The sequence below is a fragment of the Streptomyces sp. NPDC037410 genome (assembly GCF_055602235.1).
This window is the reverse complement of sequence record NZ_JBVJWR010000008.1, coordinates 159,277-185,721: the sequence shown is the minus strand read 5'-3', so window position 1 is coordinate 185,721 and position 26,445 is coordinate 159,277. Positions and strand designations below refer to the sequence as shown.

At 72.6% G+C, this 26,445-nt stretch carries 26 protein-coding genes, 1 tRNA gene and 1 pseudogene; 12 read left to right on the top strand and 16 right to left on the bottom strand.

The window, feature by feature from the left end; genetic code table 11:
- Positions 1–43 precede the first annotated feature (43 nt).
- Complete coding sequence (locus tag ACZ7HT_RS15820; RefSeq protein WP_471165339.1) at positions 44–3,484, top strand: S41 family peptidase; 3,441 nt, start codon at positions 44–46, stop codon at positions 3,482–3,484.
- Here the strand turns inward: ACZ7HT_RS15820 and ACZ7HT_RS15815 are convergent.
- The 5 genes from ACZ7HT_RS15815 to ACZ7HT_RS15795 form a co-directional block, all read right to left on the bottom strand.
- Complete coding sequence (locus ACZ7HT_RS15815) at positions 3,481–3,972, bottom strand: GNAT family N-acetyltransferase (RefSeq protein WP_471165336.1); 492 nt, start codon at positions 3,970–3,972, stop codon at positions 3,481–3,483. The two genes, ACZ7HT_RS15820 and ACZ7HT_RS15815, sit on opposite strands and share 4 nt — an antisense overlap.
- Positions 3,973–4,096: 124 nt before the next feature.
- The gene (locus ACZ7HT_RS15810) at positions 4,097–4,270 is read right to left on the bottom strand and encodes a hypothetical protein (protein WP_471165333.1); all 174 of its coding nucleotides are present in this window, start codon (positions 4,268–4,270) and stop codon (positions 4,097–4,099) included.
- 111 nt (positions 4,271–4,381) lie between these two features.
- The gene (locus ACZ7HT_RS15805) at positions 4,382–5,272 is read right to left on the bottom strand and encodes an SDR family oxidoreductase (RefSeq protein ID WP_471165330.1); all 891 of its coding nucleotides are present in this window, start codon (positions 5,270–5,272) and stop codon (positions 4,382–4,384) included.
- Positions 5,269–6,186 carry an alpha/beta fold hydrolase gene (locus ACZ7HT_RS15800; RefSeq protein WP_471165327.1) on the bottom strand — a complete coding sequence of 306 codons (918 nt, stop codon included), beginning with the start codon at positions 6,184–6,186 and terminating at the stop codon, positions 5,269–5,271. The genes ACZ7HT_RS15805 and ACZ7HT_RS15800 overlap by 4 nt, the downstream gene beginning before the upstream one ends.
- Positions 6,183–7,706, bottom strand: a complete 1,524-nt coding sequence (locus ACZ7HT_RS15795; protein ID WP_471165325.1) for a flavin-containing monooxygenase — start codon at positions 7,704–7,706, stop codon at positions 6,183–6,185. Before ACZ7HT_RS15795 ends, ACZ7HT_RS15800 begins: the two co-directional genes overlap by 4 nt.
- Positions 7,707–7,998: 292 nt before the next feature.
- On the opposite strand from ACZ7HT_RS15795, the gene ACZ7HT_RS15790 reads away from it, so the two are divergent.
- The 6 genes from ACZ7HT_RS15790 (at position 7,999) to ACZ7HT_RS15765 (ending at position 13,361) form a co-directional block, all read left to right on the top strand.
- Positions 7,999–8,628, top strand: coding sequence for a MerR family transcriptional regulator (locus ACZ7HT_RS15790; protein ID WP_471165720.1), 630 nt, complete (start codon positions 7,999–8,001; stop codon positions 8,626–8,628).
- 78 nt (positions 8,629–8,706) lie between these two features.
- Positions 8,707–9,315 (top strand): hypothetical protein, encoded by a 609-nt coding sequence (locus ACZ7HT_RS15785; RefSeq protein WP_471165323.1) that lies wholly within the window; start codon positions 8,707–8,709, stop codon positions 9,313–9,315.
- A 6-nt stretch (positions 9,316–9,321) separates the two neighbouring features.
- Positions 9,322–10,644: a peptidoglycan-binding protein gene (locus ACZ7HT_RS15780; protein ID WP_471165320.1), complete on the top strand. Its 1,323-nt coding sequence runs from the start codon at positions 9,322–9,324 to the stop codon at positions 10,642–10,644.
- The gene (locus tag ACZ7HT_RS15775; protein ID WP_471165318.1) at positions 10,641–11,357 is read left to right on the top strand and encodes an ABC transporter ATP-binding protein; all 717 of its coding nucleotides are present in this window, start codon (positions 10,641–10,643) and stop codon (positions 11,355–11,357) included. Before ACZ7HT_RS15780 ends, ACZ7HT_RS15775 begins: the two co-directional genes overlap by 4 nt.
- Positions 11,354–12,586, top strand: a complete 1,233-nt coding sequence (locus ACZ7HT_RS15770; protein ID WP_471165315.1) for an ABC transporter permease — start codon at positions 11,354–11,356, stop codon at positions 12,584–12,586. The genes ACZ7HT_RS15775 and ACZ7HT_RS15770 overlap by 4 nt, the downstream gene beginning before the upstream one ends.
- A gap of 409 nt (positions 12,587–12,995) precedes the next feature.
- The gene (locus ACZ7HT_RS15765) at positions 12,996–13,361 is read left to right on the top strand and encodes an SH3 domain-containing protein (protein WP_471165313.1); all 366 of its coding nucleotides are present in this window, start codon (positions 12,996–12,998) and stop codon (positions 13,359–13,361) included.
- Positions 13,362–13,400: 39 nt separating this feature from the next.
- Here the strand turns inward: ACZ7HT_RS15765 and ACZ7HT_RS15760 are convergent, their stop codons facing one another.
- The 3 genes and pseudogenes from ACZ7HT_RS15760 to ACZ7HT_RS15750 all read right to left on the bottom strand — a co-directional run.
- Positions 13,401–15,077, bottom strand: a complete 1,677-nt coding sequence (locus tag ACZ7HT_RS15760; protein WP_471165310.1) for a HAMP domain-containing sensor histidine kinase — start codon at positions 15,075–15,077, stop codon at positions 13,401–13,403.
- Positions 15,074–15,775 carry a response regulator transcription factor gene (locus ACZ7HT_RS15755; protein WP_471165308.1) on the bottom strand — a complete coding sequence of 234 codons (702 nt, stop codon included), beginning with the start codon at positions 15,773–15,775 and terminating at the stop codon, positions 15,074–15,076. The genes ACZ7HT_RS15760 and ACZ7HT_RS15755 overlap by 4 nt, the downstream gene beginning before the upstream one ends.
- 63 nt (positions 15,776–15,838) lie before the next feature.
- Positions 15,839–15,976 (bottom strand): annotated as a pseudogene (locus tag ACZ7HT_RS15750) (exodeoxyribonuclease III); the annotation flags it as partial.
- A gap of 39 nt (positions 15,977–16,015) precedes the next feature.
- Here ACZ7HT_RS15750 and ACZ7HT_RS15745 point away from each other — a divergent pair.
- The 3 genes from ACZ7HT_RS15745 to ACZ7HT_RS15735 all read left to right on the top strand — a co-directional run bounded on the left by ACZ7HT_RS15745 (position 16,016) and on the right by ACZ7HT_RS15735 (position 19,224).
- Entirely contained in the window at positions 16,016–17,551 is a 1,536-nt protein-coding gene (locus tag ACZ7HT_RS15745; protein WP_471165305.1) for a recombinase family protein, read from the top strand.
- Between the two features lie 465 nt (positions 17,552–18,016).
- Positions 18,017–18,595 (top strand): recombinase family protein, encoded by a 579-nt coding sequence (locus tag ACZ7HT_RS15740; protein ID WP_471165302.1) that lies wholly within the window; start codon positions 18,017–18,019, stop codon positions 18,593–18,595.
- Positions 18,596–18,648: 53 nt separating this feature from the next.
- Positions 18,649–19,224, top strand: coding sequence for a hypothetical protein (locus tag ACZ7HT_RS15735; protein WP_471165299.1), 576 nt, complete (start codon positions 18,649–18,651; stop codon positions 19,222–19,224).
- A 23-nt stretch (positions 19,225–19,247) separates the two neighbouring features.
- Here ACZ7HT_RS15735 and ACZ7HT_RS15730 read toward each other — a convergent pair whose 3' ends face one another.
- On the bottom strand, positions 19,248–19,871 hold the full coding sequence (locus ACZ7HT_RS15730) for an XRE family transcriptional regulator (protein WP_471165718.1): 624 nt from the start codon (positions 19,869–19,871) through the stop codon (positions 19,248–19,250).
- Positions 19,872–20,157: 286 nt separating this feature from the next.
- On the opposite strand from ACZ7HT_RS15730, the gene ACZ7HT_RS15725 reads away from it, so the two are divergent.
- Entirely contained in the window at positions 20,158–20,352 is a 195-nt protein-coding gene (locus ACZ7HT_RS15725; protein WP_471165297.1) for a hypothetical protein, read from the top strand.
- Between the two features lie 264 nt (positions 20,353–20,616).
- Here the strand turns inward: ACZ7HT_RS15725 and ACZ7HT_RS15720 are convergent, their stop codons facing one another.
- Positions 20,617–21,420: an exodeoxyribonuclease III gene (locus ACZ7HT_RS15720; RefSeq protein ID WP_471165294.1), complete on the bottom strand. Its 804-nt coding sequence runs from the start codon at positions 21,418–21,420 to the stop codon at positions 20,617–20,619.
- A 49-nt stretch (positions 21,421–21,469) separates the two neighbouring features.
- On the opposite strand from ACZ7HT_RS15720, the gene ACZ7HT_RS15715 reads away from it, so the two are divergent.
- Positions 21,470–21,949, top strand: a complete 480-nt coding sequence (locus tag ACZ7HT_RS15715; RefSeq protein ID WP_471165291.1) for a GNAT family N-acetyltransferase — start codon at positions 21,470–21,472, stop codon at positions 21,947–21,949.
- 104 nt (positions 21,950–22,053) lie between these two features.
- On the opposite strand, the gene ACZ7HT_RS15710 is transcribed toward ACZ7HT_RS15715, so the two are convergent.
- The 6 genes from ACZ7HT_RS15710 to glp all read right to left on the bottom strand — a co-directional run bounded on the left by ACZ7HT_RS15710 (position 22,054) and on the right by glp (position 26,372).
- Positions 22,054–22,127: transfer RNA gene (locus ACZ7HT_RS15710), tRNA-Ala, on the bottom strand.
- Positions 22,128–22,224: 97 nt separating this feature from the next.
- On the bottom strand, positions 22,225–23,262 hold the full coding sequence (gene sepX, locus ACZ7HT_RS15705; protein WP_471165289.1) for a divisome protein SepX/GlpR: 1,038 nt from the start codon (positions 23,260–23,262) through the stop codon (positions 22,225–22,227).
- Positions 23,263–23,399: 137 nt separating this feature from the next.
- A complete protein-coding gene (locus tag ACZ7HT_RS15700; protein WP_471165286.1) occupies positions 23,400–24,011 on the bottom strand; it encodes a GNAT family N-acetyltransferase in 612 nt (203 codons plus the stop codon).
- The gene (locus ACZ7HT_RS15695) at positions 24,008–24,544 is read right to left on the bottom strand and encodes a MogA/MoaB family molybdenum cofactor biosynthesis protein (protein WP_471165716.1); all 537 of its coding nucleotides are present in this window, start codon (positions 24,542–24,544) and stop codon (positions 24,008–24,010) included. Before ACZ7HT_RS15695 ends, ACZ7HT_RS15700 begins: the two co-directional genes overlap by 4 nt.
- Positions 24,545–24,558: 14 nt before the next feature.
- Positions 24,559–25,044, bottom strand: a complete 486-nt coding sequence (gene moaC, locus ACZ7HT_RS15690) for a cyclic pyranopterin monophosphate synthase MoaC (RefSeq protein WP_471165283.1) — start codon at positions 25,042–25,044, stop codon at positions 24,559–24,561.
- Positions 25,045–25,103: 59 nt separating this feature from the next.
- A complete protein-coding gene (gene glp / locus ACZ7HT_RS15685) occupies positions 25,104–26,372 on the bottom strand; it encodes a molybdotransferase-like divisome protein Glp (protein WP_471165714.1) in 1,269 nt (422 codons plus the stop codon).
- Positions 26,373–26,445 lie beyond the last annotated feature (73 nt).

Genomic DNA, 26,445 nt, shown 5'->3' with positions numbered 1-26,445 from the left:
CGTACGAGTTGCCTCACCCCGTCCGCGCGGAAAGCATGATGAGGTGAGTGACGACGTCGCGTATCTCCGTTTTCCGCACCTCCACGACGACCTGCTGTGCTTCGCCGCCGAGGACGACCTGTGGATCGCCCCGCTCGTCCCCGAGGGCCACCGCCCCGGCCGGGCCTGGCGCCTCACGGTCGACCGGACGCGGGTCGGCCACCCGCGCTTCTCGCCGGACGGCCGGCACGTCGCGTACACGAACTGGCGCAGCCTCGACCCCGAGATCCATCTCGCCCCCATCGACGGCGGCCCCGCCCGGCGGCTGACCTACTGGGGCTCCACCGACACCCGGGTCTGCGGCTGGACGCCCCCCGACAAGGACGGCCGCTCCGACATCCTCGCCGTCTCCTCGCACGGCCAGCCCTTCTCGTACTACTCCTGGGCCTACACCGTCCCCACCGACGGCTCCCCCGGCCTCCGCCTGCCCTGGGGCCCCGTCTCGGACATCGCCGTCACCGGCGACCCCGCGATCTGCGGAACCGGCGGCGACCGTCGATCGCTCCTCCTCACCGGCACGCCGCCGCACGAACCGGCCTCCTGGAAGCGCTACCTCGGCGGCGCCACCGGCCGCCTCTGGCTCCACGGCGAACGGCTCCTTCCCGACATCGGCGGCCACCTCGACGCCCCCATGACCGTCGGCGGCCGGATCGCCTTCCTCTCCGACCACGAGGGCATCGGCAACGTCTACTCCTGCCTGCCCGACGGCACCGACCTGCGCCGCCACACCGACCACGACGACTTCTACGCCCGGCACGCCTCCAGCGACGGGCACCGGATCGTCTACCAGTGCGCCGGCGACCTGTGGATCGTCGACTCCCTCGCCGCCGACGCCCGCCCCCGCAGACTGGAGGTGCGGCTCGGCGGCCAGCGCGTCGGCCGCCGCTCCTACCAGGTGCCGGCCGCCCACCACGTCGACGCGGTCTCCGTCGACGAGACCGGCCGCGCCTCCGCCGTCTCCGTACGCGGCAGCCTCTACTGGCTCACCCACCGCGACGGCCCCGCCCGCACCATCATCGACACCCCCGGCGTCCGCGTCCGGCTCCCCGAGATGCTCGGCAGCAGCGGCCAGGTCGCGTACGTCACCGACGCCGACGGCGAGGACGCCGTCGAGGTCGCCTACCTCCCGCGTGCCAGCGGCGACCGGCCGCCCCGCCGCCTCGCCTCCGGCGACCTCGGCCGGGTCGAGGAGATGGTCGCCGACCCGGACGGCGAACGGCTCGCGATCGCCTCCCACGACGGCCGGCTCCTGCTCCTCGACACGACGGAGGAGTCCGACGGCGAGGAGACCACCGGCGAGGCGTCCACCGACGGGGAGTCCACCGGTGAGGAGTCCACCGACGGGGAGTCCACCGGTGCGGAGTCCACCGGTGCGGAGTCCACCGGCGGGGTCACCGAACTGATCCGGTCCGTCAACGGCCCCGTCCGCGACCTCGCCTTCTCCCCCGACGGCGACTGGCTGACCTGGTCCCACCCCGGCATCGGCCGCTCCCTGCGCTCCATCAAGATGGCCCGGATCTCGGGCCCCGGCGCCCGCACCGTCGTCGACGTCACCAACGGCCGCTTCGAGGACGAGAACCCGGTCTTCACCCGCGACGGCCGCTACCTCGCCTTCCTCTCCTGGCGCGGCTTCGACCCGGTGTACGACGTCCACACCGGCGACCTGTCCTTCCCGCTCGGCTGCCGCCCCTACCTCGTCCCGCTCTCCTCCGCCACGCCCTCCCCCTTCGCGCTGCTCCCCGACGGGCGCCCGGCGGCCGGCGGCCTCGACCCCGCCGACGACGACACCGAGAGCGCCGACGGCACGGTCACCGTCGAGATCGAGGGACTCCCCGAGCGGGTCACGCCCTTCCCGGTCAGCGCCTCCAAGTACTCGGCGCTGCACCCGGTCAGCGGCGGCGGCCTGGTCTGGCTGCGCTGGCCGATCTCCGGCGCGCTCGGCGAGACCTTCGCCAACCCGGCCGACACCTCCGGCAAACCCACCCTGGAGCACTTCTCCATCACCAAGGCCCGCAAGAGCGAACTCGCCAAGGACCTCGACTGGTTCGCGGTCAGCGGCGACGGCACCCGGCTCGTCGTCGCCGACGAGGGCGAACTGCGGGCCGTGCCCGCCACCGAGTCCGGGGACGGCGACTCCACCGTCTACCTGGACCTGCGGCGCATCCTGCACGAGATCGACCCCGGCGCCGAATGGCGGCAGGCCTTCGACGAGGCAGGCCGGATCGTCCGCGCCTACTTCTGGGAGCCCGACATGGGCGGCGTCGACTGGACGGCCGTCCTCGACCAGTACCGCCCCCTCGTCGAACGGGTCGCGTCCCCCGACGAGTTCGCCGACCTGCTCCGCGAGGTCATGGGCGAACTCGGCACCTCGCACGCCTACGTCACCCCCGCCCGCCGCAACGAGGGCCCCCCGCACTACCAGCGGCCGATGGGCCTGCTCGGCGCCAACCTCGTCCCCCGGGACACCGGCTGGACGGTCAGGCGCATCCTGCCCGGCGAGTCCTCCGACTCCAAGGCCCGCTCCCCGCTCGCCGGCACCGGCATCCGCGAGGGCGCCGTCCTCACCCACGTCGACGGCCGGCCCGTCGACGCCGTCACCGGCCCCTACCCGCTGCTCTCCGGCACCGGCGGCACCACCGTCGAGCTCACCTTCACCCCCGCCGAGGGCGAGGGCCCCGCCCGCCGCGTCGCCGTCGTCCCCCTCGTCGACGAGCGGCCCCTGCGCTACCAGGACTGGGTCGCCAAACGCCGTGCGGTCGTACGGGAGATCAGCGGCGGCCGCTGCGGCTACCTCCACATCCCCGACATGGGCGGCTCCGGCTGGGCCCAGTTCAACCGCGACCTGCGCATGGAGGTCTCCCGGCCGGCCCTCATCGTCGACGTGCGCGGCAACGCCGGCGGCAACATCAGCGAGCTGGTCATAGAGAAACTCACCCGCCGGATCCTCGGCTGGGACCTCACGAGGAACGCCCAGCCCGTGTCGTACGCCTCCAACGCGCCGCGCGGCCCCGTCGTCGCCCTCGCCGACGAGGCCACCTCCTCCGACGGCGACATGATCACCGCCGCGTTCAAGCTGCTCGGCCTCGGCCCGGTCGTCGGACAGCGCACCTGGGGCGGGGTCGTCGGCATGACCGGCCGCCACCGGCTCGGCGACGGCACGCAGATCACGGTGCCGATGAACGCGGCCTGGTTCCCCAAGTACGGCTGGTCCCTGGAGAACCACGGCGTCGAACCCGACCTCGCGGTCCTCCGCACCCCCCTCGACTGGGCCGAGGGCCGGTACGCCCAGCTCGACGACGCCGTCCACGTCGCCCTCGCCCTCCTGGACGAGACCCCGGCGGCGAGCCCCCCGGGCTACGAGTCCCTCCCGGACCGCTCCCGCCCGAAGCTCCCGCCGAGGGCGCCTGAGGGCCTGTCCGGCGGATCAGGGCCGGACAGGCCCTAGACGGCGCTCAGATCCACCTCGTAGGCGGTGCCGGGTTCACCGTCGCCGAGGGTCACGCTCCCCACCGCACCGAACCCGACCCGCCCGAGCACGGCCCTCGACCCCGCGTTGTCGAGGGTCGTGACGGCGGTCAGCCGGCTCAGCCCGTACTCCTCCCGGGCCAGCCGGCACACCTCCCGCACCCCGGCCGTCGCCACCCCGCGCCCCGCCGCCCGCTCGGCCACCCGGTAGCCCAGCTCGGCGGCCCCGTCGGCGACGTCCACCAGGTTGAACCGCCCGAGGACCTCCCCGCCCTCCCCCACGAGGACGTGGAAGTGGATCGTCCCGGTCTCCTGCTCGTCGAGCAGCGCCCGGTGCCGCTCCGCGAAGTCGGCGAAGTACGCGTCCCCCCGGTCGGGCACGGACGCGGCGAAGTACCCCCGGTTCTCCCGCTCGAAGGCGAGCAGCGCGGGCGCGTGGTCGGATCGGAGTCGCTCGAGTACGGCCATGGGCGCCACCGTACGAAGATCCGCCGCCCGGTGCGTACAACTTTTCGGCCCCGTCGGTTCCCCACGCACGGACGAAGGCGCACCCGGTGTTCCCGGGTGCGCCTTCGTCAAGGACGGGCCGACGTCAGGCGTCGTAGTCCATGTCCATGCGGTCCTGGGCCTCCTGCTGGGCCCGGCGCATCTCCTCCTCGGAGCGCTCGCGGCCCTTGGAGGCACGCTGGGAGGCCTCGTCCTTCGCGCCCTGCATCTTCTTCTTCGTCTGCTGTGCCTTGTTCTGCATCTCGTCCTTGATGCCCATGCGGGTTCACTCCTAGAAGGGTGTGAGGGGAACGGGGCGGGACTCCGCCCCTAGGGCCTCATCAGACTGACACGTCAGGACAACGCACGCATGTCGGTCGATTACGGACGGCTACCGGGGTGAGGAACCCTCCGTCCGCGCCTGCTCGTCGGCCGCGCCGCCCGCGCCCACCAGGCCCTTGGAGACCGAGCTCAGGCGCGGCTCGAAGCGCCGCATCTCGCGCTGTCCGACCGTGGCGATCAGGCTCGGCAGGTAACCGCGGACCGACTGCATCCCGCGCAGCCACCACTGCGCGTACACATGGGCCGAGCGCCGCTCGATGCCCGCCACGATCCGGTCGACGGCCGGGCCGAGGGGGTACGTGCGGTTCGACGGCCACGGCAGCCGCTGCCGCAGCTCCTTCATCACGTCGTCCTGGTCCGCGCCCCGCACCATGTCCGTGTCGGTCCACGACAGATAGCCGACGCCGACCTTCACTCCCTTGTACGCGACCTCGGCGCGCAGGCTGTGCGCGAAGGCCTCGACACCCGACTTGGAGGCGCAGTACGCCGTCATCATCGGGGCCGGGGTGAGGGCCGCGAGCGAGGCGATCTGGAGGAAGTACCCGCGGGACTCCATGAGGACCGGCAGGAACGCCCGGCCGGTGACCGCACCGCCGATCAGGTTGACCTCGATGACCCGCCGCCAGGCGGCCGGGTCGGAGTCGACGAACGGACCGCCCGCCGCGACACCGGCGTTGGCGACGACGATGTCGACCTTCCCGAACCGCTCCTTCACCTCGGCCGCGACCCGGGCCATCGCCTCGTGGTCGGTGACGTCGGCGTGCCACCAGTCGGCCTCGGTGTGCAGCCGCCCGGCGACCTCCTTGAGCTGCTCCGGCTCCAGGCCGACGAGCGCGATCTTCGCACCGCGCGCGGAGAGCTTGCGGGCGAGGAGCTCCCCGACCCCGCGGGCCCCGCCGGTGACGACCGCGACCTGCCCTTCCAGGCTCACCCTGCTCATGCCCCTGCCTCCTCGTTCTCCTTCACGCCCAGGTACGTGAGGGTCAGTTCGCGGATCTGCGCGGTGACGGCCTCCGGGGCCTCCACCGGTGTCATGTGGCCCATGCCGGCCAGCTGGACCAGGCCCGTGCAGTGCGGCAGCGCCTCCACCATCGCATGGGCGTGGACGGACGGGGTGAGCCGGTCGGCGGTGCCGACGAGCACGGTCACCGGCAGCCGCAGCTCCCGCAGGCCCGGTTCGAGGTCGAGGCCGGCCAGGACCTGCGACCAGCCGTACCGGGCGCCGCGCGGGCAGGCGTGCACGATCCGGGCGCAGGTCTCGACCCGCTCGGGCGCCGAACCCGGTCCCATCGTCGCGTACTTGAGGATCTTCTTCGAGACGGCGTTGACCGGGCCGAGCGGCGCCTTCGCACCGAGGACGGCCCGGGTGAGGCGGGTGCGCAGGCCGCCGGGCCCGAGCGGTACGACGGTGGCCTCGGAGGTCAGCCGGGAGGGGCCGGTGGAGCAGAGCAGGACGGCGGCGGCGTGCGCCCGGAAGCCGGGCCGGGCGGCGGCCGCCATCATCGTCATGCCGCCCATGGAGTGGCCGGCCAGGACGGCCCGTTCGCCGGGGCCGAGGGTGGCGGCGAGCACCGCCTCCAGGTCGTCGGCGAGCGCCGTCGTGGAGTAGCCGGCGCCGCCGGTCGCGGCGGGCGCGGGGGACCGGCCGTGGCCGCGCTGGTCGTAGGCGATGACCCGGTGGTCGGCGGCGAGGGACCGTATCTGCTCGGCCCAGAAGTCGATCGAGCAGGTCCAGCCGTGGGAGAGGACGACGGCGGGCGCGTCCTCGGGGCCGTACACCTCGACGTGAAGGGGCGTGCCGTCGGCGGAGACGGCGGTGAGCACGCGGGGGGCGGGAAGGCTCTGGAGCGTCACTTGGCGGTCTCCTTCTTGCGGGGGGTACGGGCGGGCCCGGGGGCCGGCTTGGGCGCGCGGATCACCTCGTACTCGGAGAGGTCGACCTGCCGGGTCTCGCGCCGGAACTCGGCCGTGGTGCCCGGCCACAGGGTGGTGTTGCGGCCGCTGGCGTCGAGGTACCAGCTGTTGCAGCCGCCGGCCTTCCACACGGTCCGCTCCATCCGGGCCTGGACCTTGCGGTTCCAGGCGTTGACGGCGGAGGGGCGGACGGCGAGGGCGGCGCGCCCGCCGAGGATGTCGAGCTGGCGGAGGTAGTCGGCCAGGTAGTTCAGCTGGGACTCGATCATGAGGATCATGGAGGAGTTCCCGAGGCCGGTGTTCGGCCCGATGATCATCATGAGGTTGGGGAAGCCGCCGGAGGTGGCCCCGCGCAGCACCTGGACGCCGTCCTTCCAGGACTCGGCGAGAGTGTGCCCCTCTGCGCCGACGATCCGCTCGGCGATCGGGATCTCGGTGACGTGGAAGCCCGTGCCGAACACGATCGCGTCGACCTCGGTCTCGGTGCCGTCGGCGGCGACCACGGTCGAGCCGCGGACCTCGCGGAGGCCGGAGGCGACGACGTCGACGTTGGGCTCGGCGAGCGCCGGGTAGTACGCGTTCGACAGCAGGATGCGCTTGCAGCCGATGCGGTACGAGGGCGTCAGCTTGGCCCGCAGCACGGGGTCCTTGATCGACCGCGCGATGTTCGCCTTGGCGAGCTTCTCGACCAGGCCCAGCTCGTTCGGGTGCTTGGTGAAGGCGCCGACCTGGAGCTCGCGGATGCCCCAGAGGATGCCCCGGCGCAGGGTCGCGGTGGCCGGGAGCGCGCGGTGCAGCCAGCGCTCGGCGCCGCTGATCGCGCGGTCCATGCGGGGCATGACCCACGGGGGCGTCCGCTGGAAGAGCGTGAGCCGCCCGACCTCGCGCTGGATCTCGGGCACGATCTGGATGGCGGAGGCGCCGGTGCCGACCATGGCGACGCGCTTGCCGCGGAGGTCGTAGTCGTGGTCCCACCGCGCGGAGTGGAAGACCTTGCCGGGGAAGTCGGCGAGGCCCGGGATGTCGGGGATCTTCGGGTCGGAGAGCGGCCCGCCGGCGGAGACGAGGACCTCGGCGCTGAAGCGGCCGCCGCTGGTCTCGATCTCCCAGCGCAGCGCCTCGGCGTCCCACGTCGCCTTCAGCACCTCGTGGTTCAGGCGCAGGTGCGGACGGATCCCGAAGGTGTCGGTGACGTGCTCCAGGTAGGCCCGGATGTGGCGCTGCCCGGAGAAGGTGCGGGGCCAGTCCGGGTTGGGCGCGAAGGAGAAGGAGTAGAGGTGGGAGGGGACGTCGCAGGCGCAGCCGGGATAGCTGTTGTCGCGCCAGGCGCCGCCCACGGAGTCGGCCCGTTCCAGGACGACGAAGTCGGTGATCCCCTCACGGCGCAGCCGGACGGCGGCCCCGATGCCGCCGAATCCCGACCCGATCACCGCCACCCGTACGTGCTCGTGCTTCGCCATGCCGCCTCCCGTGCGCCCGGCCATGATTCCGCCAGCAATCACTGGCACAGTGGGGACTGTAGAGCAGCTCCATACCGAGCGGTAGGGGTACGACGGGGGAAAGTTACCGGCGGTACAACTTAGGCTGGCGGGTGTGACAGAAGAGACGGCGAACGGCACCGCGGGCGACGCGCCGAACGGCACCGCGAGCGACGGCGGGCGCGGGACGGCGAACGGCACGGCGGGCGACGGGGAGCGCGAGACGGCGAACGGCACCGCGGGCGACGGGGAGCGCGATCACCGCGAGTACCGCATGGACGAGCTGGCCGCCGCCGCCGGGATCACCGTGCGCACCCTGCGGTTCTACCGCGAGCGCGGACTGATCCCGCCGCCCCGCCGCGAAGGCCGGATCGCCTGGTACGACGACAACCACCTGGCCCGGCTGCGCACCATCGCCGCCCTCCTGGAGCGCGGCCACACCCTCAACGGCATCGCCGACCTCACCACCGCCTTCGAGAGCGGCCGGGGCGTCCGCGAGGTCCTCGCCCTCCCCGCGCCCTCCGAGGAGGAGCCGGTCCGGCTCACCCCCGAGGAGCTCGCCGACCACTTCGCCGGCGAGGTCACCGCCGAGAACCTCGCCGCCGCGCTCGACCTCGGCTATCTCGTCACCGACGGCGAGGAGATCGTCCACGTCAGCCGACGGCTGCTCGACGTCTCCGCCGCCCTGGTCCGGGAGGGCGTCCCGCTCGCCGAGGTCCTCAAGGCGGGCGCCCGCGTCCGCGAGCACGCCGAGGCCCTCGCCGGGCTCTTCGCCGAACTCCTCGGCGCCTACGCCTCCGAGGGCGACGTGGAGCGGCTGCGCCCGCTCGCCAAGAGCGTGGTGGAGGCCGAACTGTCCCTGGCCCTCGACCGGCGGCTGCGCCCCGGGGAACCGGCCTCATGATCGCCTGACAGGTTCTTCAACGGTTCTTCATGACCTCCGTCCTACGGTCGCCGCACCAATCGAGGGACGGGAGAACCGATGAGGACGAACCGCGTGCTGCTCGCCGCCGCCGCGGCGGTCACGGCGTTCGCGCTGACCGGCTGCGGCGGGGGCGGGGACGACGGGGCCGGGAAGATCCCGACGGCCGCCGACGGCCCCTCCTCCGCCGGTACGGGCAAGGCCACGGCGGGCGGCGGCAGCGGTGGAGGAAGCGGCGGCGGCAAGGACGAGGTCGCCGCGTACGTCGAGGCCAAGCGGGCCTGGGTGAAGTGCCTGCGCCAGAACCACGTCGACGCCCCCGACCCCGACGCCGACGGCCAGGTCGAACTGGGCGACGCCCGCACCCTCAAGAAGAACCCGACCTACCTCAAGGCCTCCCAGAAGTGCTCCGCGCTCAACCCGGCGGTCCCCGTCGAGATCGAGCGCCGGCTCGCCCCCAAGCTCACCCCCGAGCAGATCAAGACGCAGGTCGAGTACGCCGACTGCATGCAGAAGAACGGCGCCCCCGACTTCCCCGACCCCGAGCCCGACGGCCGGGTGTACGGGGACGTCCAGTGGGACTCCGGCACCGCCGCCGCCAGACGGGCCGCCCGCACCTGCGCGCCGATCATCGGAGACCCCGTCGATCAGGGCCCGGGCAAGGGCTGACCGGCGATGAGCGAGATCTTCACGGAGCGGAGCGAGGCGGCGGAGGCGGCGGAAGGGACGCAGGGAGCGGAGGTGGAGCCGGAGCAGAAGGCGACGGCTCCCCCGCGCGCCCCCGGCCGCCGACGGAGCCGTACCGTCCTCGTCGCCACCGCCGTCGTCGTGGTCGCGGCGGTCGCCGTCGTCGGCGCGCTCGGCCTCGGCGGCGGGGAGGACGAGGGCCCGGCCGCCCCGCCGAGGGCGGGCTCCACGGTCCCGGTCACGAAGGCGACCCTCGTCGAACGCACCAAGGTGGACGGCGAGTTGGGGTACGGGCCGGAGATCCCGCTGCCGGTCAAGGCCACCGGCACCGTCACCTGGCTCCCGGAGCCGGGCACGACCGCCGAACGCGGGGACACCCTGCTCCGCGTGGACGACCGCCCGGTGGTCCTGCTCTACGGGACCCTGCCGATGTACCGCGAGCTGGGCATGCGGACGGGAGGCGGAACCCCGGACACCGGGACCACGACCCCTCCGGCGTCGGGGGGCGCCGGAGGCCAACAAGGCGCCGGAGGCAAGGGGGAAGCCGGAGGCAAGGGGGGAGCCCGTACGGCTCCACCCGCCGCGCCGCCGCAGCCCCAGCAGCCGCCGCCACCGCCCCAGCCCCTCCGTGGCATGGACGTCCTCCAGTTCGAGTCCAACCTCGCCGCGCTCGGCTACACCGGCTTCACCGTCGACGAGCAGTTCACCTCCGGCACCGAACGGGCCGTCAAGCGCTGGCAGAAATCCCTGGGCCTGCCCGAGACCGGCCGGGTCGGCCTCGGAGACGTCGTGTACGCCTCCGGCCGGATCCGGCTCGGCCAGCCCGGCGTCCGCCTCGGCTCGGCGGCCGGCGACAACGTCCTCGGCTACACCGGCACCACCCGCAAGGTCGTCGTCAACGCCTCCGCGCAGGAGGCCTCCTGGGCCGTGCGCGGCGCCGGGGTCACCGTCGGCCTGCCCGACGGCACCCCCGTGAAGGGCGAGGTCGCGGCGATCGGCAGACGGGCGACCGCACCCGAGGGAGGCGGCGACCAGCCGCCCACCGTCCCGGTCACGATCACCGTCGCCGACCAGCGCTCCCTGGGCCGCCTGGAGAGCGGGCCGGTCTCCGTCGAGTACGTGGGACGGAAGCGCGAGAACGTCCTGGCCGTCCCGGTGGCCGCCCTGGTGGCGCTGGCCGAGGGCGGGCACGGCCTGGAGACCGAGGACGGCCGGTTCGTCACCGCCCGCACGGGCCTCTTCGCCGACGGCATGGTGGAGGTCAGCGGCCCGGCGCTCCGCGCGGGCCTGAAGGTGAGGATCCCGCAGTGAGCACGGGCACCATCCCGGAGGCCGTCGTGGAGTTCCGCGCGGTCTCGAAGACGTACCCCGGCGGGGTGACGGCGGTCCGGGACGTGAGCCTGCGGGTCCACCGGGGCGAACTCGTCGCGATCGTGGGCCCGTCGGGCTCCGGCAAGTCCAGCATGCTGAACCTGATGGGCAGCCTCGACCGGCCCTCGACGGGCCACGTCCTGGTCGACGGCCACGACGTGGCGGAGCTGACGGACCGGGAGGTGTCCGCGCTGCGGGCCACCCGGATCGGCTTCGTCTTCCAGCAGTTCCACCTGGCGGTCGGCGTCCCGGTCCTGGACTCGGTCGCGGACGGCCTGCTGTACGCCGGGGTGCCGCTGCGCCGCCGCCGGGCGCGGGCGGCGGCGGCCCTGGACCGGGTCGGGCTCAGCCACCGGGTCCATCACCTGCCGCACCAGCTGTCCGGCGGCGAACGCCAACGGGTGGCCGCGGCCCGGGCGGTGGTCGGCGGCCCGGCGGTCCTGCTCGCGGACGAGCCGACGGGGAACCTGGACTCCGCGTCGGGGGCGGCCGTCCTGGCGCTCCTGCGGGAGCTGCACGCCTCGGGCACGACGGTCGTCGTCATCACCCACGACCGGGAGATCGCGGCCGCCCTCCCCCGCCGTATCGAGATGCGCGACGGCCGGGTGGTCGCGGACGACCGCGCGCGACCGGCGATCGGAGCCCACGGATGATCCCCGCCCCCCGAGAGAGGTCACGCGGCGGCGGCCGGAGCACCGTCCTGCGCCCGGCCCGGCTCCGCCCGGCCGACGTCGTCCGGCTCGGCGGCACCGGCCTGCGCACCCGCCCGCTGCGGGTGTTCCTCTCCGCGCTCGGCATCGCGATCGGCGTGGCCGCCATGATCGCGGTGGTCGGCATCTCCGGCTCGGGCCAGGCGGAGGTGGACCGCCGGCTCGACGCGCTCGGCACCAACCTCCTGCGGGTCGCGCCCGGCGCCACCCTGAGCGGGCGGCAGACGAAGCTCCCGGCCGAGGCGGTCCGGATGATCGACCGCATCCCGCCGGTCCGCGAGGCCGCCGCCACCGGCACCGTCGACGCGAAGGTCTACCGCAACGAGCGGATCGCGGTCGGCCGCACCGGCTCCCTCAGCGTCCTGGCGGCGGACGACGGGCTGCTCCCCGCGGTCGGCGGCCAGGTGCGGCGGGGCCGCTGGCTGGACGCGGCCACCGAGCGCTATCCGGCGGTCGTCCTGGGGGCGACGGCGGCACAGCGGCTCGACGTGTACACCCCGGGGACCCGGCTCTGGATCGGCGGCCGCTGGTTCTCGCTGGTCGGCGTCCTCGATCCCGTACCGCTCGCTCCGGAGCTGGACGGCGCGGCGCTCGTCGGCGGGCCGGCGGCCCGGACGTACCTGCGGTTCGACGGCCATCCGTCGACGGTGTACGTCCGTACGGAGGACAGCGCGGTCGCGGCGGTACGGGGCGTGCTCGCGGCCACGGCGAACCCGGCGAAGCCCGGGGAGGTGCAGGTCTCCCGCCCGTCGGACGCGCTCGCGGCCCGCGAGGCCACCGAGTCGGCGCTGACCGGGCTGCTCCTCGGCCTCGGCGGGGTCGCGCTCCTGGTCGGCGGGGTCGGTGTCGGGAACACGATGGTGATCTCGGTGCTCGAACGGCGCCCCGAGATCGGGCTGCGCCGGGCCCTCGGCGCCACCCGGAGCCAGATCCGCACCCAGTTCGTCACGGAGTCCCTGCTCCTGTCGGTGATCGGCGGTCTGGGCGGGACGGTCCTGGGGACGGCGATCACGGCGGCGTACGCGCTGAGCCGGGGCTGGCCGACGGTGGTCCCGGTGTGGGCGACGGCGGCGGGGGTGGGGGCGACGCTGGTGATCGGGATGGTCGCGGGCCTCTATCCGGCGGTACGGGCGAGCCGCCTGGCCCCGACGGTGGCCCTGTCCGGCACGTGAACGCACCGTCCGGACGGCTCCCGAATGCGCCCCCTCGCGCGCCCCGGGGAAGCGGCCAACCTGGTCGGGGTTCCACCCCGCGCCGGGATGGCCGCTTCCCGTTGTTCCGCCCGGGCCGGAACCGGCGGATCCGACGGACCGGAATTCCGCTGCCCCGCTCACCGCTCCCCGTCACGCGTTCGGAATGCCGGAGACCGGAGGAAGCGGACGAGCACAGGAAATCAGTCGCAACAGTCTCGAAATACTTCCCGCGCCCGCCGAAAAGGCACCACCGAAAAGAAGCCGACACCGCGTCAGCCCATTGAACGCTTTCTCTTCTCCGGGCAATTCTTTCTCCGTACTCGAACGAACGAACCGGCCCGCCCCGCGCATCGCCGGGCGGGAACGACCAAGAGTTCAGGAGAGATCGATGCGTCTTCGGACGAAGCTCGCCGCGGTGGCCGTCGGTGCCGTCGCGGCCACCGGCGGCCTTGTCCTGCCGACCACGGCCGCCGTGGCCGCGCCGGAAGCCGCCGCCGCCTGCTACAACCCCGGCTGGTCCAACAAGGACAACGCCGCGGGCGGCACCAACACGAACTACGTGAACATCCGCTCCGGCCCGACGACCGAGTGCGTGGCGCTCGGCCAGGCGCAGGCGAGCCACAGCCTCACCCTGCACTGCTGGGTGTCGGGCGAGGCCGGCACGTGGTCGCACATCCGGGACAACAGCACCGGCATCTCGGGCTGGATCAAGGACACCCTGCTGAACAACAACGGGGCCGTTAACCCCTGCTAGGGCCTGTCAGGCGGATCAGGGCCGGACAGGCCACAGGCCCTAGTCCCGCACCCCGCTGCCGGCCCCGCCCCCCGGGGCCGGCAGCACCACCGTGAACACGGACCCCACGCCCACCTCGGACGCCACCTCGACGGCCCCGTGATGGTCCGCCACGATCTGCCGGGCGATGGACAGCCCGAGCCCGCTGCCGCCGGTGGCCCGCCCGCGCGCCGCGTCGGCCCGCCAGAAGCGGTCGAAGAGGTGCGGCAGGTCGGCGGCCGGGATGCCGCTGCCGGTGTCCCGGACCGCGATCCGCACCATCTCGTCCCGCTCCTCCAGTTCGAGCCGCACGCCGCCCCCGGGGGCCGTGTGCCGCACGGCGTTGCCGACGAGGTTCCCGAGGGCCTGGCGCAGCCGGTCCGGGTCGCCGTGGAGGCGTACGGTGCCGGGCCCGGCGCCCAGGACGTCGAGGGCGACCCCGGCGGCCGCGGCCCGCGCGCTGTGCGCGGTCCGGCAGGCCTCGACCAGCTCCCGCGCGTCCAGCGGCCTGCGGTGGTACGTGAGGGCGCCCGCCTCGGCGAGCGCCAGGTCCTGGAGGTCGTCCACGATCCGCTGCTGGAGCAGCACCTCCTCGTGGAGCGAGTCGAGCAGCTCGGCGTCGGCCTCCAGGACCCCGTCCTGGAGGGCCTCCAGGTAGCCGCGCAGGTTGGCGAGCGGGGTGCGCAGCTCGTGGGCGATGTCCCCGACGAGCCGGCGCTGCCGTTCCTCGCTGTCCTGGAGGGAGCCGGCCATGCGGTTGAAGGACCGGCCGAGTTCGCCGATCTCGTCCTTGCCGGAGGCGGGCACCCTGCGCCCCAGGTCGCCCTCGCCGAGGCCGCGGGAGGCCGCGGTGAGGGCGCGTACGGGCCGCAGGACGGCCCGGCTGAGGAGCAGCGCGGCGGCGAGCGCGGCGGCGGCGACCCCGGCGGCGACGAGCGCGGTGGGGCCGGCGGCCAGGGTCTGTCCGGCGTCGTCGACGGCGCCGAGCCGCACGGTCAGCGGCTGGGGTCCGACGGCCGAGGTCCGCTCGGTGAAGACGCGCTGGAGGCAGCGGTGCAGTGCGGGAGCCTGTGCGGAGCGGCACACGGCGGTGGCGGCGAAGTTCTCCCGGGTGTCCGCGGTCGACGCGTTCCCGGCGCGGGCGCAGGAGGCCGAGGCGGTGGGGGCGCCGGGCGCCTTGCCGCCGTCGCCGAGGACGGGCACGCCGTACTTGCCGGGCCGGACGTCGACGGTGTGCCCGGCGCGGGTGAGGCAGGCGGCGTACGTCACGGCGGCCCCGTACTCGTGGATCATGCTGCCGGTGACCTTGGCGAGGGATCCGGGGTCGAAGTTCTCGGGCAGGTCCAGCCGGGGCCGGGGGTCGACGAGGAGCGGGGCCGTGCTGCCGCCGGGGCGGGGTTCGCGTCCGAGGAGGGAGTCGGAGTCGGCGATCTGGCCCTGGCTGCCGGTGCCGATCCGGATGCGCTGCCCGGTCCGCTCGGCGAGGGTGCGGACGGTGGCGGCGACGCCGTCCCAGGTGCCGTGCCCGGCTCCGTAGGCGCGCAGCTCCTCGGTGATGGCGGCCACGGACTGGCGGTCGGCGGCGGCGGACTCGCGGAGCTGGCCGGTGACCTGCCGCAGGGTGAGCCAGGCGGTCGCGGCGGTGGCGGCGAGCGCGACGAGCAGCACGAGCGAGAAGACCCGGAGACGGAAGCTCACCGTCCGCCGCCCTCGGAGAGCCGGTATCCCCGCCCGTAGACGGTCTCCAGATGCCGGGGCCGGGCCGGATCGTCCTCCAGTTTCAGGCGGAGGTTGCGGACGTGGACGTCGACGGTGCGGGCCAGGACGTCGCTGTCGAAGCCGAAGACCCGCTCGATGATCTGGGCCCGGGTGAAGACCCGGCCGGGCTCGCGGGCCAGGACTTCGAGGAGGGAGAACTCCTTCGAGGTGAGGGCCACGGGCCGGCCGGCGACCCGCACCTCGAAGCGGGCGGTGTCGAGTTCGACCGGACCGACGCGCAGCAGCTCGTCCCGTGCGGCGGCGCCGGTCGCCCGGGACCGCCGCAGCAGGGCGCGGACCCGGGCGGTGAGTTCGCGCGGGCTGTACGGCTTGGTGAGGTAGTCGTCGGCGCCGAGGTCGAGACCGAGGAGCATGTCCTCCTCGGTGCTGCGGGCGGTGAGCAGCAGGATCGGCACGTCGGCACCTTCCGACCGCAGAATGCGGCACACGTCGAGCCCGTCGACGAAGGGCAGCATCACATCGAGCACGACGAGATCCGGCCGTACGGAACGAACACGCTCCAGCGCGGACCGCCCATCCGCAACGACCTGGACGGAATTCCCCTCCCGCTCCAGATAGAGCCGGATCAGCCGTGACTGCTTTTCGTCGTCCTCGGCGACGAGAATGCGCGCACCCACCAAATCCCCCCACCCGGATCGGCCCTTTCGCAGCACCGTACCGCGTGATCCGACGGGGGCGTCCTACAGGTCGTACACGGCGGTGACGGGCGCGTGATCGCTCCACCGCTCACCATGGCTCGCGGCCCGCTCGACGTGCGCCTTGACGGCCTTGGCGGCGAGTCCGGGGGTGGCCATCTGGTAGTCGATCCGCCAGCTAGTTGAAATGAAGATACAGTTTGCTCGGGGAGGGGGGTTCGCATGACCCATACAAATAACGATCACCCACGCCTGCGGGCGCTCATCGCCGTACGGCTGAGCGTCAGGACCGACGAATCGACATCCCCCAAGCGCCAGCGGGAAGCCGGTGAGGCGGAGGCCAGACGCCTTGGTGCCGAGGTCGTCGGCTACGCGGAGGATCTGGACGTCTCCGCCACCAGGACGACTCCGTTCGAACGGCCTGAACTGGGCGACTGGTTGGCCAGGCCCGACGACTTCGACGTGATCATCTGGTGGCGGCTGGACCGCGCCGTCCGCTCCATGGGGGACATGGCCGAGCTGACGCGCTGGGCGAAGCGCCACGGCAAGCGGCTGATCTTCGCGGAAGGCCCGGGAGGCAGCTCGCTGGAGCTGGACATGACCTCGATCATGTCCGAATTGATCATCATGCTGCTGGCCTTCGCCGCGCAGATGGAGAGCCAGGCCATCAAGGAGCGCGTCACGAGCGCCAATGCGGCGCTGCGGGCCATGGGGCGTTACTCCGGAGGGCTCCCTCCGTACGGATACATGCCCGTGCAGCGTCCAGCCGGCGAGGGGTGGACCTTGGCCCAGGACCCGCAGCGCGTCGAAGCCATCGAGACGATGATCCGGATGCTGCTGGACGGCAGCGCCCCGAACGCCATCGCGTTCCATCTGAACACTGAAGGCATCCTGACGCCTCGCGACTGGAACGACGTCCGACAGGGGCGGACTCCGAAGGGGCGCAAGTGGGTCGGCCAGACCGTCAAGCGTGTACTTCTTTCCCCGTCACTCCTCGGCCACCAGACCTACGCGGGCTCCGTCGTCCGGGACCGCAACGGCCTGCCGGTGAGCATCACCGCCGACCCGATCCTGACGCGAGACCGGTTCGAGGAGATCAAGGCCGCCCTCGGTGAGCGCCCCAAGGGGGCGGCCGGGACCCGCAAGGACACGGGCGCGCTCCTGCTCGGCGTCCTGCACTGCGCCTCCTGCAAGGGCCGCATGTACCGGGTACCCGCCCACGGCTACTCGGTCTACGTATGCCGGGCCCGCACAAAGGGACTCCCCTGCGAGGCTCCTTCAGCCGTCAAGACCGACTGGGTGGAGGAGTACGCGGAACGGGAGTTCCTGAAGGAATGGGGAGGCTTCCCCGTACTGGAGCAGGTGACGTACCCCGGCTACGACCCCCGCCCCGAACTGGAGGAGATCGCCACCGAACTCCGCGAGCTGTACGCCGTTCGCGAATCCAGGCGATCACGAGTCGGCCTCGCCATCTGGCAGGAGCAGGTGGACGCACTGGAGGGCCGCGCCGAGGTCCTGGAAGCGACTCCGGTACAGAAGGAACGCACGGAGCTGGTCCCCACGGGCAAGACCTACGCCGACTACTGGAGGATCGCCGACGCCCGGGAACGGCGCTTCATGCTGCTCGACACCGGAACCCGCCTGGAGTGCGCGAAGGGCCAGCGAGGGGGGCGCCCGGCGGACATGAAGCGCCGCGCGCTGGAGCGCCTGTCGATCGACCTTCCACGGCCGAGAGAACAGCGGAGGCAGACAGACTGAGCATGGCGCGCCGCTCCCACTCACAAAGGCAGAGCGATGACGGAATGACGATTCTCCCTATTTTTTTGATTGCGCATAGAAAAATAAGAGAAAAACAGACTAGGGGCTCCATCCGTCATCTCGTCATCGCAGCCCGCGCCGCAGCGAGGAGGCACCGCGCGCCCCGCTCGCGTGGGAGTGGGCCACTGGGAGCCACAACCGCGTCCGATTGCGCGGGAGAGGCAGGCGGGGACCCCCTTCCGCCCTGGAGTGGCACGTGGGGGAGAGAAAATTTCCTGATGGCCCGTCAGAGCGTTTCTGCGGCTGCGGTTGCTCGCCGCGACTCCCTCCAGCCGTCTCGGAATCGATGGTTTACGAGACGACCGCTCCACACCATCCCAAGACTCCCATTAGCGTTCCAAAACCTGTCTCAGAACCTCTCGAAATCTTTTGATGTTTTGAGACGACTTTTGAGACGACCGTCGTGTGACGGCGACCACGGGACCCCTGATCGGATACGCGCGAGTCTCCACCGACGACCAGGAAGCGCAGTTGCAGCACGACGCGCTGACCAGGGCAGGCTGCGCCCGGATCTTCACGGACAAGGCCAGCGGCAAGAACACCGACCGGCCGGAGCTGACGGCCGCTCTGGACTACCTGCGTCCCGGGGACACCCTGTGCGTGTGGAAGCTGGACCGATTCGCCCGCTCGCTGATCGACCTCGTAACACTCGTGGACTCCCTTTCCGCTCGTGGTATCGGGTTCAAGGTTCTGAAGGGCGCGCTGGCAAGCATCGACCCGAATACCCCGGACGGGCGTCTCATGCTTCAGGTGGTGGGCGCAATGGCGGAGTTCGAGCGCAGCCTGATCAAGGACCGCACCCGCGCCGGTCTGGATGCGGCGCGAGCTCAGGGGCGCACCGGGGGCCGTCCAGCCGTGATGGATGCGGACAAGCTCGCCGCCGCCAAGGCCCGTAAGGCGAGAGGTGAGAGCGTCACCGTCATTGCCAAGGCTCTTGGAGTGTCCCGCGCAACCCTCTACCGGGCCTTGAGGGCCAGCGAGTAGCCGCTGGCGCTCGGTGGTAGCCGTCACGCCACTGCGCCGGAATGATTGCCGCCATGATGACCCACGGCTACAACGGGAGCCAAGTCCTCTTTCGGCAGGCGAAGGCGCGCGCCCTTGCTGCGCAGAGATTCGCGAGAGAGGCGGCTGAGGAAGAGTCGGCCAGCCGCACCGGCATGGAGCGCAGGCAGCGCGAAAGGGACGCCGTGATTGCCACGGTGATCCTTGCGCAGGGGGCCGCCGAAGGCTACGTCAACTGGGTCTACCTCCAGGCTGGCATCCCTCCGAGCGGCACGTGGATAGATCGCTGGCGAGGTCTCCGTAACGCCGCAGCGCGGCTTGGCCGAGACGACAGGATCGGTCTCCCCAAAGAGCACGGGGACTTTTTCAACGAGCTGGACGCCTGGCGCAACTTCCTGCTTCACGGTGACGAAAAGGCACGCGAATCTCTCCATAAGGCGTTGGCGTCTCAGGGCCTTGCCGGTCAGGCCGTCGAGGTTGAGCTTCTTGACGGGGTCTATGCGCTCAACGTGATGGATCGTGTCGATGCGGCGTGCCGATGGGCTGAAGCGCGCACCGGAATCTCTGCCCCGGCTGTGCGCGGGGCGTGGGTCGCAACCGACGAATGCTGATCTGGGATCAGATCTCGTGGGCTTCAGCGCGCCACGTGGCCTGCGGCCCCGCCCTCAGTGTGAGGTCCGGGACCACTGACGCCGGCTCGCCCCCACAGTTCCTCGCCGTGCTCCGCGAAGCGGTCGAACATGCCCCCACTGCCGTGACGGCGCAGGTGCAGCAGTGGTGAGTCATGGCCCACGAGCCGAGCGAGATGCGGCGTCACCAGCGCGTCGTCATCGAAGCGGAACACAGACAGGCTTACGTGGTTGATGGCATCCAGAGGAGTGGAGATGCGCGTCTCCACTCCTTCCAGCGGGCCGAGGCGGTCCAGGTGCTCCAGTGTGATCCTGATGCGCGTGGAGACGGACAGGGCGACGTCCTCGATCGTCTCCCGCTGGCGGGTCACCTCTCCGTCCGGATCTCCCACGAGGAACCGCACCCGGCACCCGGCCTCAGCCTTGCGCCGGATCGTGTCCGCGAAGTGGGGCACCTGGGTCCAGAAGAAGTAGTTCGTGTAGCCGGCGAGGAAGAGTTCGGTGCGCGCCGACTCGACAAGTTCCGTCCAGACCGTTGATGGGCACGCGGACCGATACGGGTAGCTGTGGACCAACTCACGGTCGGTGCCGGTCTTCACGCGTTCCTGTACAACCTTCGGCCACAACATCTCTTCGTCCACTCCCAGCGCCCGGCAGGCGTCCGCTCGGTTCCTTGCGTGTGGTGTCAGATCAGCATTGCTCAGCCATCGTTCCACCTGCTTCGCGGATACCCCCACCCGGTACGCTAACTGGCGCGTGGACAGGCCCGCGTCTTCCATGGCGGACTGAAGAGCGGCGTTCAAGTCAACCCCCTCGCCGTGGCCTTTTGGGCTTTCTTCGACCCTAGCGCCGAACGTCTCAACTGTCCGCTGTGCGGGGGCAGATACGTCCGCAAGGGTGGGCCACGCTCCCGCCATGACCGAACCGACGCGATACAGCACCCCGCCGATCGAGCTGCCGTTGCACCTGGACCGGGAGCCGGACCCTGTCGACGGGTGCGCGGGATGCATCGAGCTGGCCAACGTGCGCTCCCGCGCCCGTGCGGGGGGTGACATGACCACGGTGTCCGACTGCAACGTGTTCATGCGGCGGCACCCCGAGGGGCACTAATGGTCACCGCAGCGGACATCGGGCGACGCGTGGAGGGCGGCGCGGGGCGGGTCGGCATCCTGCGCGACGTGATTTCGGATTATGAGGACCCCGCCGGCCTGCCGAGCGAGCGCCGGAAGCGCCCTACGGCGTTCCTGTGGCCCGAGGGTGGGGGCCGTGAGTGGCTGGCGCCACCCGACTCGGTGAAGCGCGCATAGTGCCCCCATGCGGCCCCGTCCGGCGACGGCGAGCAGCACAGCCGGACGGGGTTTCCGCTGCCACTCCCTACAGGTCGAAGACTGCCGTCACGGGCGCGTGATCACTCCACCGCTCCGCGTGGCTCGCCGCCCGCTCCACGTACGCCTTCACGCACCGCTCGGCCAGGCGAGGCGAACTGACGATCAGGTCGATGCGCCAGCCGCTGTCGTTGTCGAAGGCGCGCCCGCGGTAGGACCACCAGGAGTAGGGCCCCTCCTGCTCGGGGTGGAGCTCCCGTACGACGTCCACGTAGCCGCCGTCGCCCTCGTCGAGGACCCGGCCGAGCCACTCCCTCTCCTCGGGCAGGAAGCCGGCGTTCTTCTTGTTGGACTTCCAGTTCTTGAGGTCGGCCTCCTGGTGGGCGATGTTCCAGTCGCCGCAGACGACGACCTCGCGGCCGTCGGCGGCGGCGCGGGTCCTGAGCTCCTTGAGGTAGGGCAGGAACTCGCCCATGAACCGGTACTTCTCGTCCTGGCGCTCGGTGCCGACCTCGCCGGAGGGCAGGTAGAGGCTGGCGACGGTCACGCCGGGCAGGTCGGCCTCGACATAACGGCCGCTGGAGTCGAACTCGGCGGACCCGAAGCCGATCCGTACGGCGTCGGGCTCGCGGCGCGTGTAGAGGGAGACTCCGGCGCGGCCCTTGGCGGCGGCGGGCGCGTGGACGGTGAACCAGCCCTCGGGGGCCCGTACGTCCTCGGGCAGCTGCGCCTCCTCGGCGCGGACCTCCTGGAGGCAGACGGCGTCGGCGGAGGTGCCGGCCAGCCACTCGACGAAGCCCTTCTTGGCGGCGGCACGGAGACCATTGACATTCGCGGTCGTGACAGTGAGCATCCCGGGAGAATACAGACACCCGGCTCCGCATAGATGTACGATCCACCGCATGAACATCCGGCCCACGCCTTACGACCACCCCGACGCCGTCAAACTCGACGACGCCGTCCAGGCGGAGTACGCCGCCCGCTACGACGACGAGGGCGACGCCACACCACTCGACGCCGGCATGTTCACCCCGCCCCGCGGCCTCTACCTCCTCGCGTACGACCCCGAGGGCCGGCCGGTCGCCACGGGCGGCTGGCGCGCCCAGGACGAGAACGACGAGGGCTACGCGGACGGCGACGCCGAGATCAAGCGCATGTACGTGATACCCGAGGCCCGCGGCCTGGGCCTGGCCCGGCGCATCCTCGCGGCCCTGGAGGCCGACGCCCGCGCCGCCGGCCGCACCCGCATGGTCCTGGAGACGGGCGCCCTCCAGCCGGAGGCCATCGCCCTCTACACGTCCAGCGGCTACGAGCCCTGCGCCAAGTTCGGCCACTACCGCGACTACCCCACCAGCCGCTGCTTCGCGAAGCCCCTGACCTGACACCCCCGCTGACCCGCGCTCAACAGGCGCGGGTCCAGCGCGTCATACCCCGGACAAGCAGAAATCCCGCCCGATCTTCCGATCGGACGGGATTCCCGTGTCTGTGGACCTGTGGGGATTTGAACCCCAGACCCCCTCGATGCGAACGAGGTGCGCTACCAGACTGCGCCACAGGCCCTTGCGACGTGTGAAACATTAGCATCCCTCCGGGGAAGAACAAAAATCGCTTCCGCCGCAGGTCAGCGGGGGGCCGTCGCGGGCCCCCCGCCGGGGGGTCATTCGTTGGCCGCGCGGGGGCGGTCGTCGTCCGCGTACTGGTCGAAGAGCGGGGTGCGGCCGTGGTCGCGGCCCCGGCGCGGCGGGGTGGTGCGCTGGCGGGGGGCCGGGGCCGGAGCGGGCGTCGGGTCCGCCGCCGTGGAGGAGCGGGCCGCGCTCCAGGTCTCCGGGTCCGTGATGTCGATCCCGCTCGTGGCGCGCGGGGCGACCGGGGCGGTGACGTACGTGGGGAGCGGCACCGGGACCGGGTCCCAGCTGTCGCCGCGGGCCGGGCCGCGCTCGCGCTGCTGGTCCACCCACTCGGCGTGGTCGGTCTGCTCGACGAGGGCGCGCCGGTCCGCCTCCTGCGGGGAGACCGCCGGGACCGCGGGGGCCTGGTCGGCCTCCGGCTCCGGTGTCGGGGCCGGGCGGCGGCTCTCGCGCAGCCGGGCGGCGGCCGCTTCGGCGCGGCGCCGGTCCATGACGTACACGAAGCGCCGCCGCTCCTGGACGCGCAGGTGCACGATGTACGCGCTGAGGAGCAGCGCGGGGACCGCCGGGGCCCACAGGAAGGCGACGCCGCCGACGGCCGCGACGACCGCGCCGAGGGTGAAGCCGGCGAAGAGGAGCGTCGTGGTCCGGCGGCGCCGGGCGAGGACCTTGCCGCGCCGGGCGCGCTCGGCGGCGGCCCCCGCGGCCGGGCGGGCCGGTGCGGGGCCCGGCGCCGGTTCCGGCTCGGGTTCCGGGAGTTCCAGGCGCGCTTCCGTCCTGGCCGCGGGCGCGGAGAAGGCCCGGACGTCGACCGAGCTCAGATGCTCGGTCTCCGCGTCCGGGTCCACGTCGGGCGTCGGTCCCTCCGCCGTACGGTCCCGCTCCTTGAGCTCCTTGGCGTACCGGCGCTCCATGCCCGCCCGTCCGGAAAGCAGCCGGATGGCGGTGCTGAAGCGTTCCGTCGGACGGGCTTCGTTCAGCTCGTCCTGCCTGCGGAGCCACATCGGCACCAAGTAGGCGGCCCAGGCCCCGACGATGACTGCGTAGATGAGGCCGCTGCTGCTCACGCCTCACACGGTAGAGGGGTTCCGTAACACGCATCGGCCAATTGGCCCGGTGTGTCGCACGATCTGGCTGATATCACTGAACTTTTTTGTGATTGTTCAGATCGATTGACCGCCAACTGGCGATTTAATTCGAACACTTATTGCATTCTTGAGTGGTGCCAGCGCCTCAGCAGCCCTTCCGGCACCTCCTCCGCCGTCAGCGCGAACACCAGGTGGTCCCGCCACGCGCCGTCGATGTGGAGGTAGCGGGGCCGCAGCCCCTCCTCGCGGAAACCGAGCTTCTCCACCACCCGGCGCGACGGCCCGTTCTCCGGGCGGATGCACACCTCCATGCGGTGCAGCCCGACCACCCGGAAGCAGTGGTCGACGGCGAGCGCGACCGCCGTCGGCATCACCCCGCGCCCGGCCACCTCGCTGTCCACCCAGTACCCCACGTGCCCCGAGCACATCGAGCCCCAGGTGATCCCGGCCACCGTCAACTGTCCGACGAGACGTCCCCGGTACTCGATCACGAACGGCAGCATCCGCCCGGCGTTCGCCTCCGACCGCAGATGGCGCACCATCTGACGGTACGTGGGCCGCTGGGCGACCGGCGCGCCCGGAGGCGCCGGCGGAACCGTCGCCTCCCAGGGCCGCAGCCATTCGCGGTTGCGCCGGTTCACCTCGCGCCAGGCCGCCTGGTCGCGCATCTTTATCGGTCGGAGCAGCACCTCGCCGTCGACGAGGACCACCGGCCAGGACGGGATCACGACGCTCTCGGGTGGTCGCCGCCGCGGATCTGGTCGACGGCGTGGCGAAGGAGCGGCTCCAGGACCGCGAGCCCGTCCTTCACGCCGCCCGGGGACCCCGGCAGGTTCACGATCAGCGTGCCGCCCGCGACCCCGGCCAGACCGCGCGAGAGCGCCGCCGTCGGGACCTTCTCGCGGCCGTACGCGCGGATCGCCTCCGGGATGCCGGGGATCTCCCGCTCCAGGACCCGGCGGGTCGCCTCGGGGGTCTCGTCGGTGGGCGAGACGCCCGTCCCGCCGGTGGTGACGATCACGTCGTACCCGGCGTCGACCCCGGCGCGCAGGGCCGCCTCGACCGGCGCCCCGTCCGGGACGACCTGCGGGCCGTCCACGGCGAACCGCATCCGGGTCAGGCCCTCGGCGACCAGCGGGCCGCCCTTGTCCTCGTACACCCCGGCCGAAGCCCGGTTGGAGGCGGTGACGACGAGGGCGCGGTAGGCCTCGGCCGGGGTCTCCGGGGCGGGCTCCGTGTGCTCCTCGTGCGTCGCGGCCACCCGGCCCGCGCGCGTCACGCCTCGGCCCTCGTCCAGTGGCCCGACTTGCCGCCCGTCTTCTCCTCCACCCGCACGTCGGAGATGACCGCGCCCTTGTCGACCGCCTTGACCATGTCGACGACGGTCAGGGCCGCCACCGAGACCGCCGTGAGCGCCTCCATCTCGACGCCCGTGCGGTCCGTGGTCTTCACCGTCGCCAGGATCTCGACCGCGTCGTCCGTGACCGCCAGGTCCAGGGTGACGCCCGAGACGGCCAGCGGATGGCAGAGCGGGATGAGCTCCGGGGTCTTCTTGGCGCCCATGATCCCGGCGATGCGCGCGGTGGCGAGCGCGTCCCCCTTCGGGACGCCCTCGCCGCGCAGCAGCTCGATCACGCGCGGCGATACCAGGACCCGCCCGCTGGCGCGCGCGGTGCGGGACGTGACGTCCTTCGCCGATACGTCGACCATGCGGGCCGCGCCCGCCTCGTCGATGTGGGTGAGACCTTGCTGCGTGCTCATGGCCGTGACACTCCCGGTCGCTGTGTGAAGGACGACACCGTACATCCAGCGTCGCCCCCTCAGCCGAGGAGGACCACTTCCAGCTCGGCGCCCGGCTCCACGCTCTCCGCCTCCTCCGGGACCACGAGCAGGCAGTCCGCGTGCGCGAGGGCCGCGATCAGGTGGGAGCCGGCACCGCCCACGGGTGTGACCGTGCCCGCCTCCGGGTCGTACGTGCCGCGCAGGAACTGGCGGCGGCCGGCCGGCGACGACAGGGCCTTCTCCGCGTCGAGCACCGCCCGCACCCGGGGCCGGTGCAGGTCCTCGACGCCCATCAGCGCGCGGATCGCGGGCCGCACGAACAGCTCGAAGGAGACGTACGACGAGACGGGGTTGCCCGGCAGGGCGAGCAGCGGGATCTGCTCGGCGCCGACCGCGCCGAAGCCCTGCGGCTTGCCCGGCTGCATGGCCAGCTTGCGGAAGTCGACCTGGCCGTCGGCGGTCAGCGCCTCCTTCACCACGTCGTACGCGCCGACGCTCACCCCGCCCGTCGTCACGATCAGGTCGGCCCGGATGAGCTGGTCCTCGATGGTGGCGCGCAGCGACTCCGCGTCGTCGGCGACGGCCCCCACCCGGTACGCCAGGGCGCCGGCGTCCCGCGCGGCGGCGGCGAGCGCGAAGCTGTTGGAGTCGTGGATCTGGCCCTCGCCCAGCGGCTCGCCGGGCTGGACGAGCTCGCTGCCGGTGGACAGGACGACCACGCGGGGGCGGGGGCGGACCTTCACGCTGCCCCGGCCGATCGCGGCGAGCAGGCCGATCTGCGGCGGGCCGAGGACCGTGCCCGCCGCGAGGGCGAGCTCCCCGGCCCGTACGTCGCTGCCGGCCCTGCGGACATGGGCGCCGGCCTCGGCGGACCGGTGGACCCGGACCTCGCCGCCCGCGCCCTCGGGGGCGGTGCTCGCGGCGGTCATGCCGGTGGCCGCGCCCCCGCCCGTACCGCCGTCTGTCCACTCGACGGGGACGACGGCCTCGGCGCCGGGCGGCAGCGGGGCGCCGGTCATGATCCGGGCGGCCTGGCCGGGGCCGACCTCGGGCAGGCCGCCGGCGCCCGCGGCGACGTCGCCGATGACGGTGAGGACCGCGGGGAACTCCTCGGTGGCGCCGGTGACATCGGCGACCCGGACCGCGTACCCGTCCATGGAGCTGTTGTCGAAGGGGGGCAGCGCGGCCGGCACCGTCACGTCCTCGACGAGGACGCAGCCCTGGGCGTCGAGGAGTTGCAGCTCGATCGGTTCGAGCGGGGAGACCGTCGCGAGGATGTCGGCGAGGTGCTCGTCGACCGACCACAGGCCGCGGGCCGGGCCCGCGCAGGGGTCCGCCGCGCCTGCCGCGTGGTCGTGCTCGTGGCCGTGTGCCGCGCTG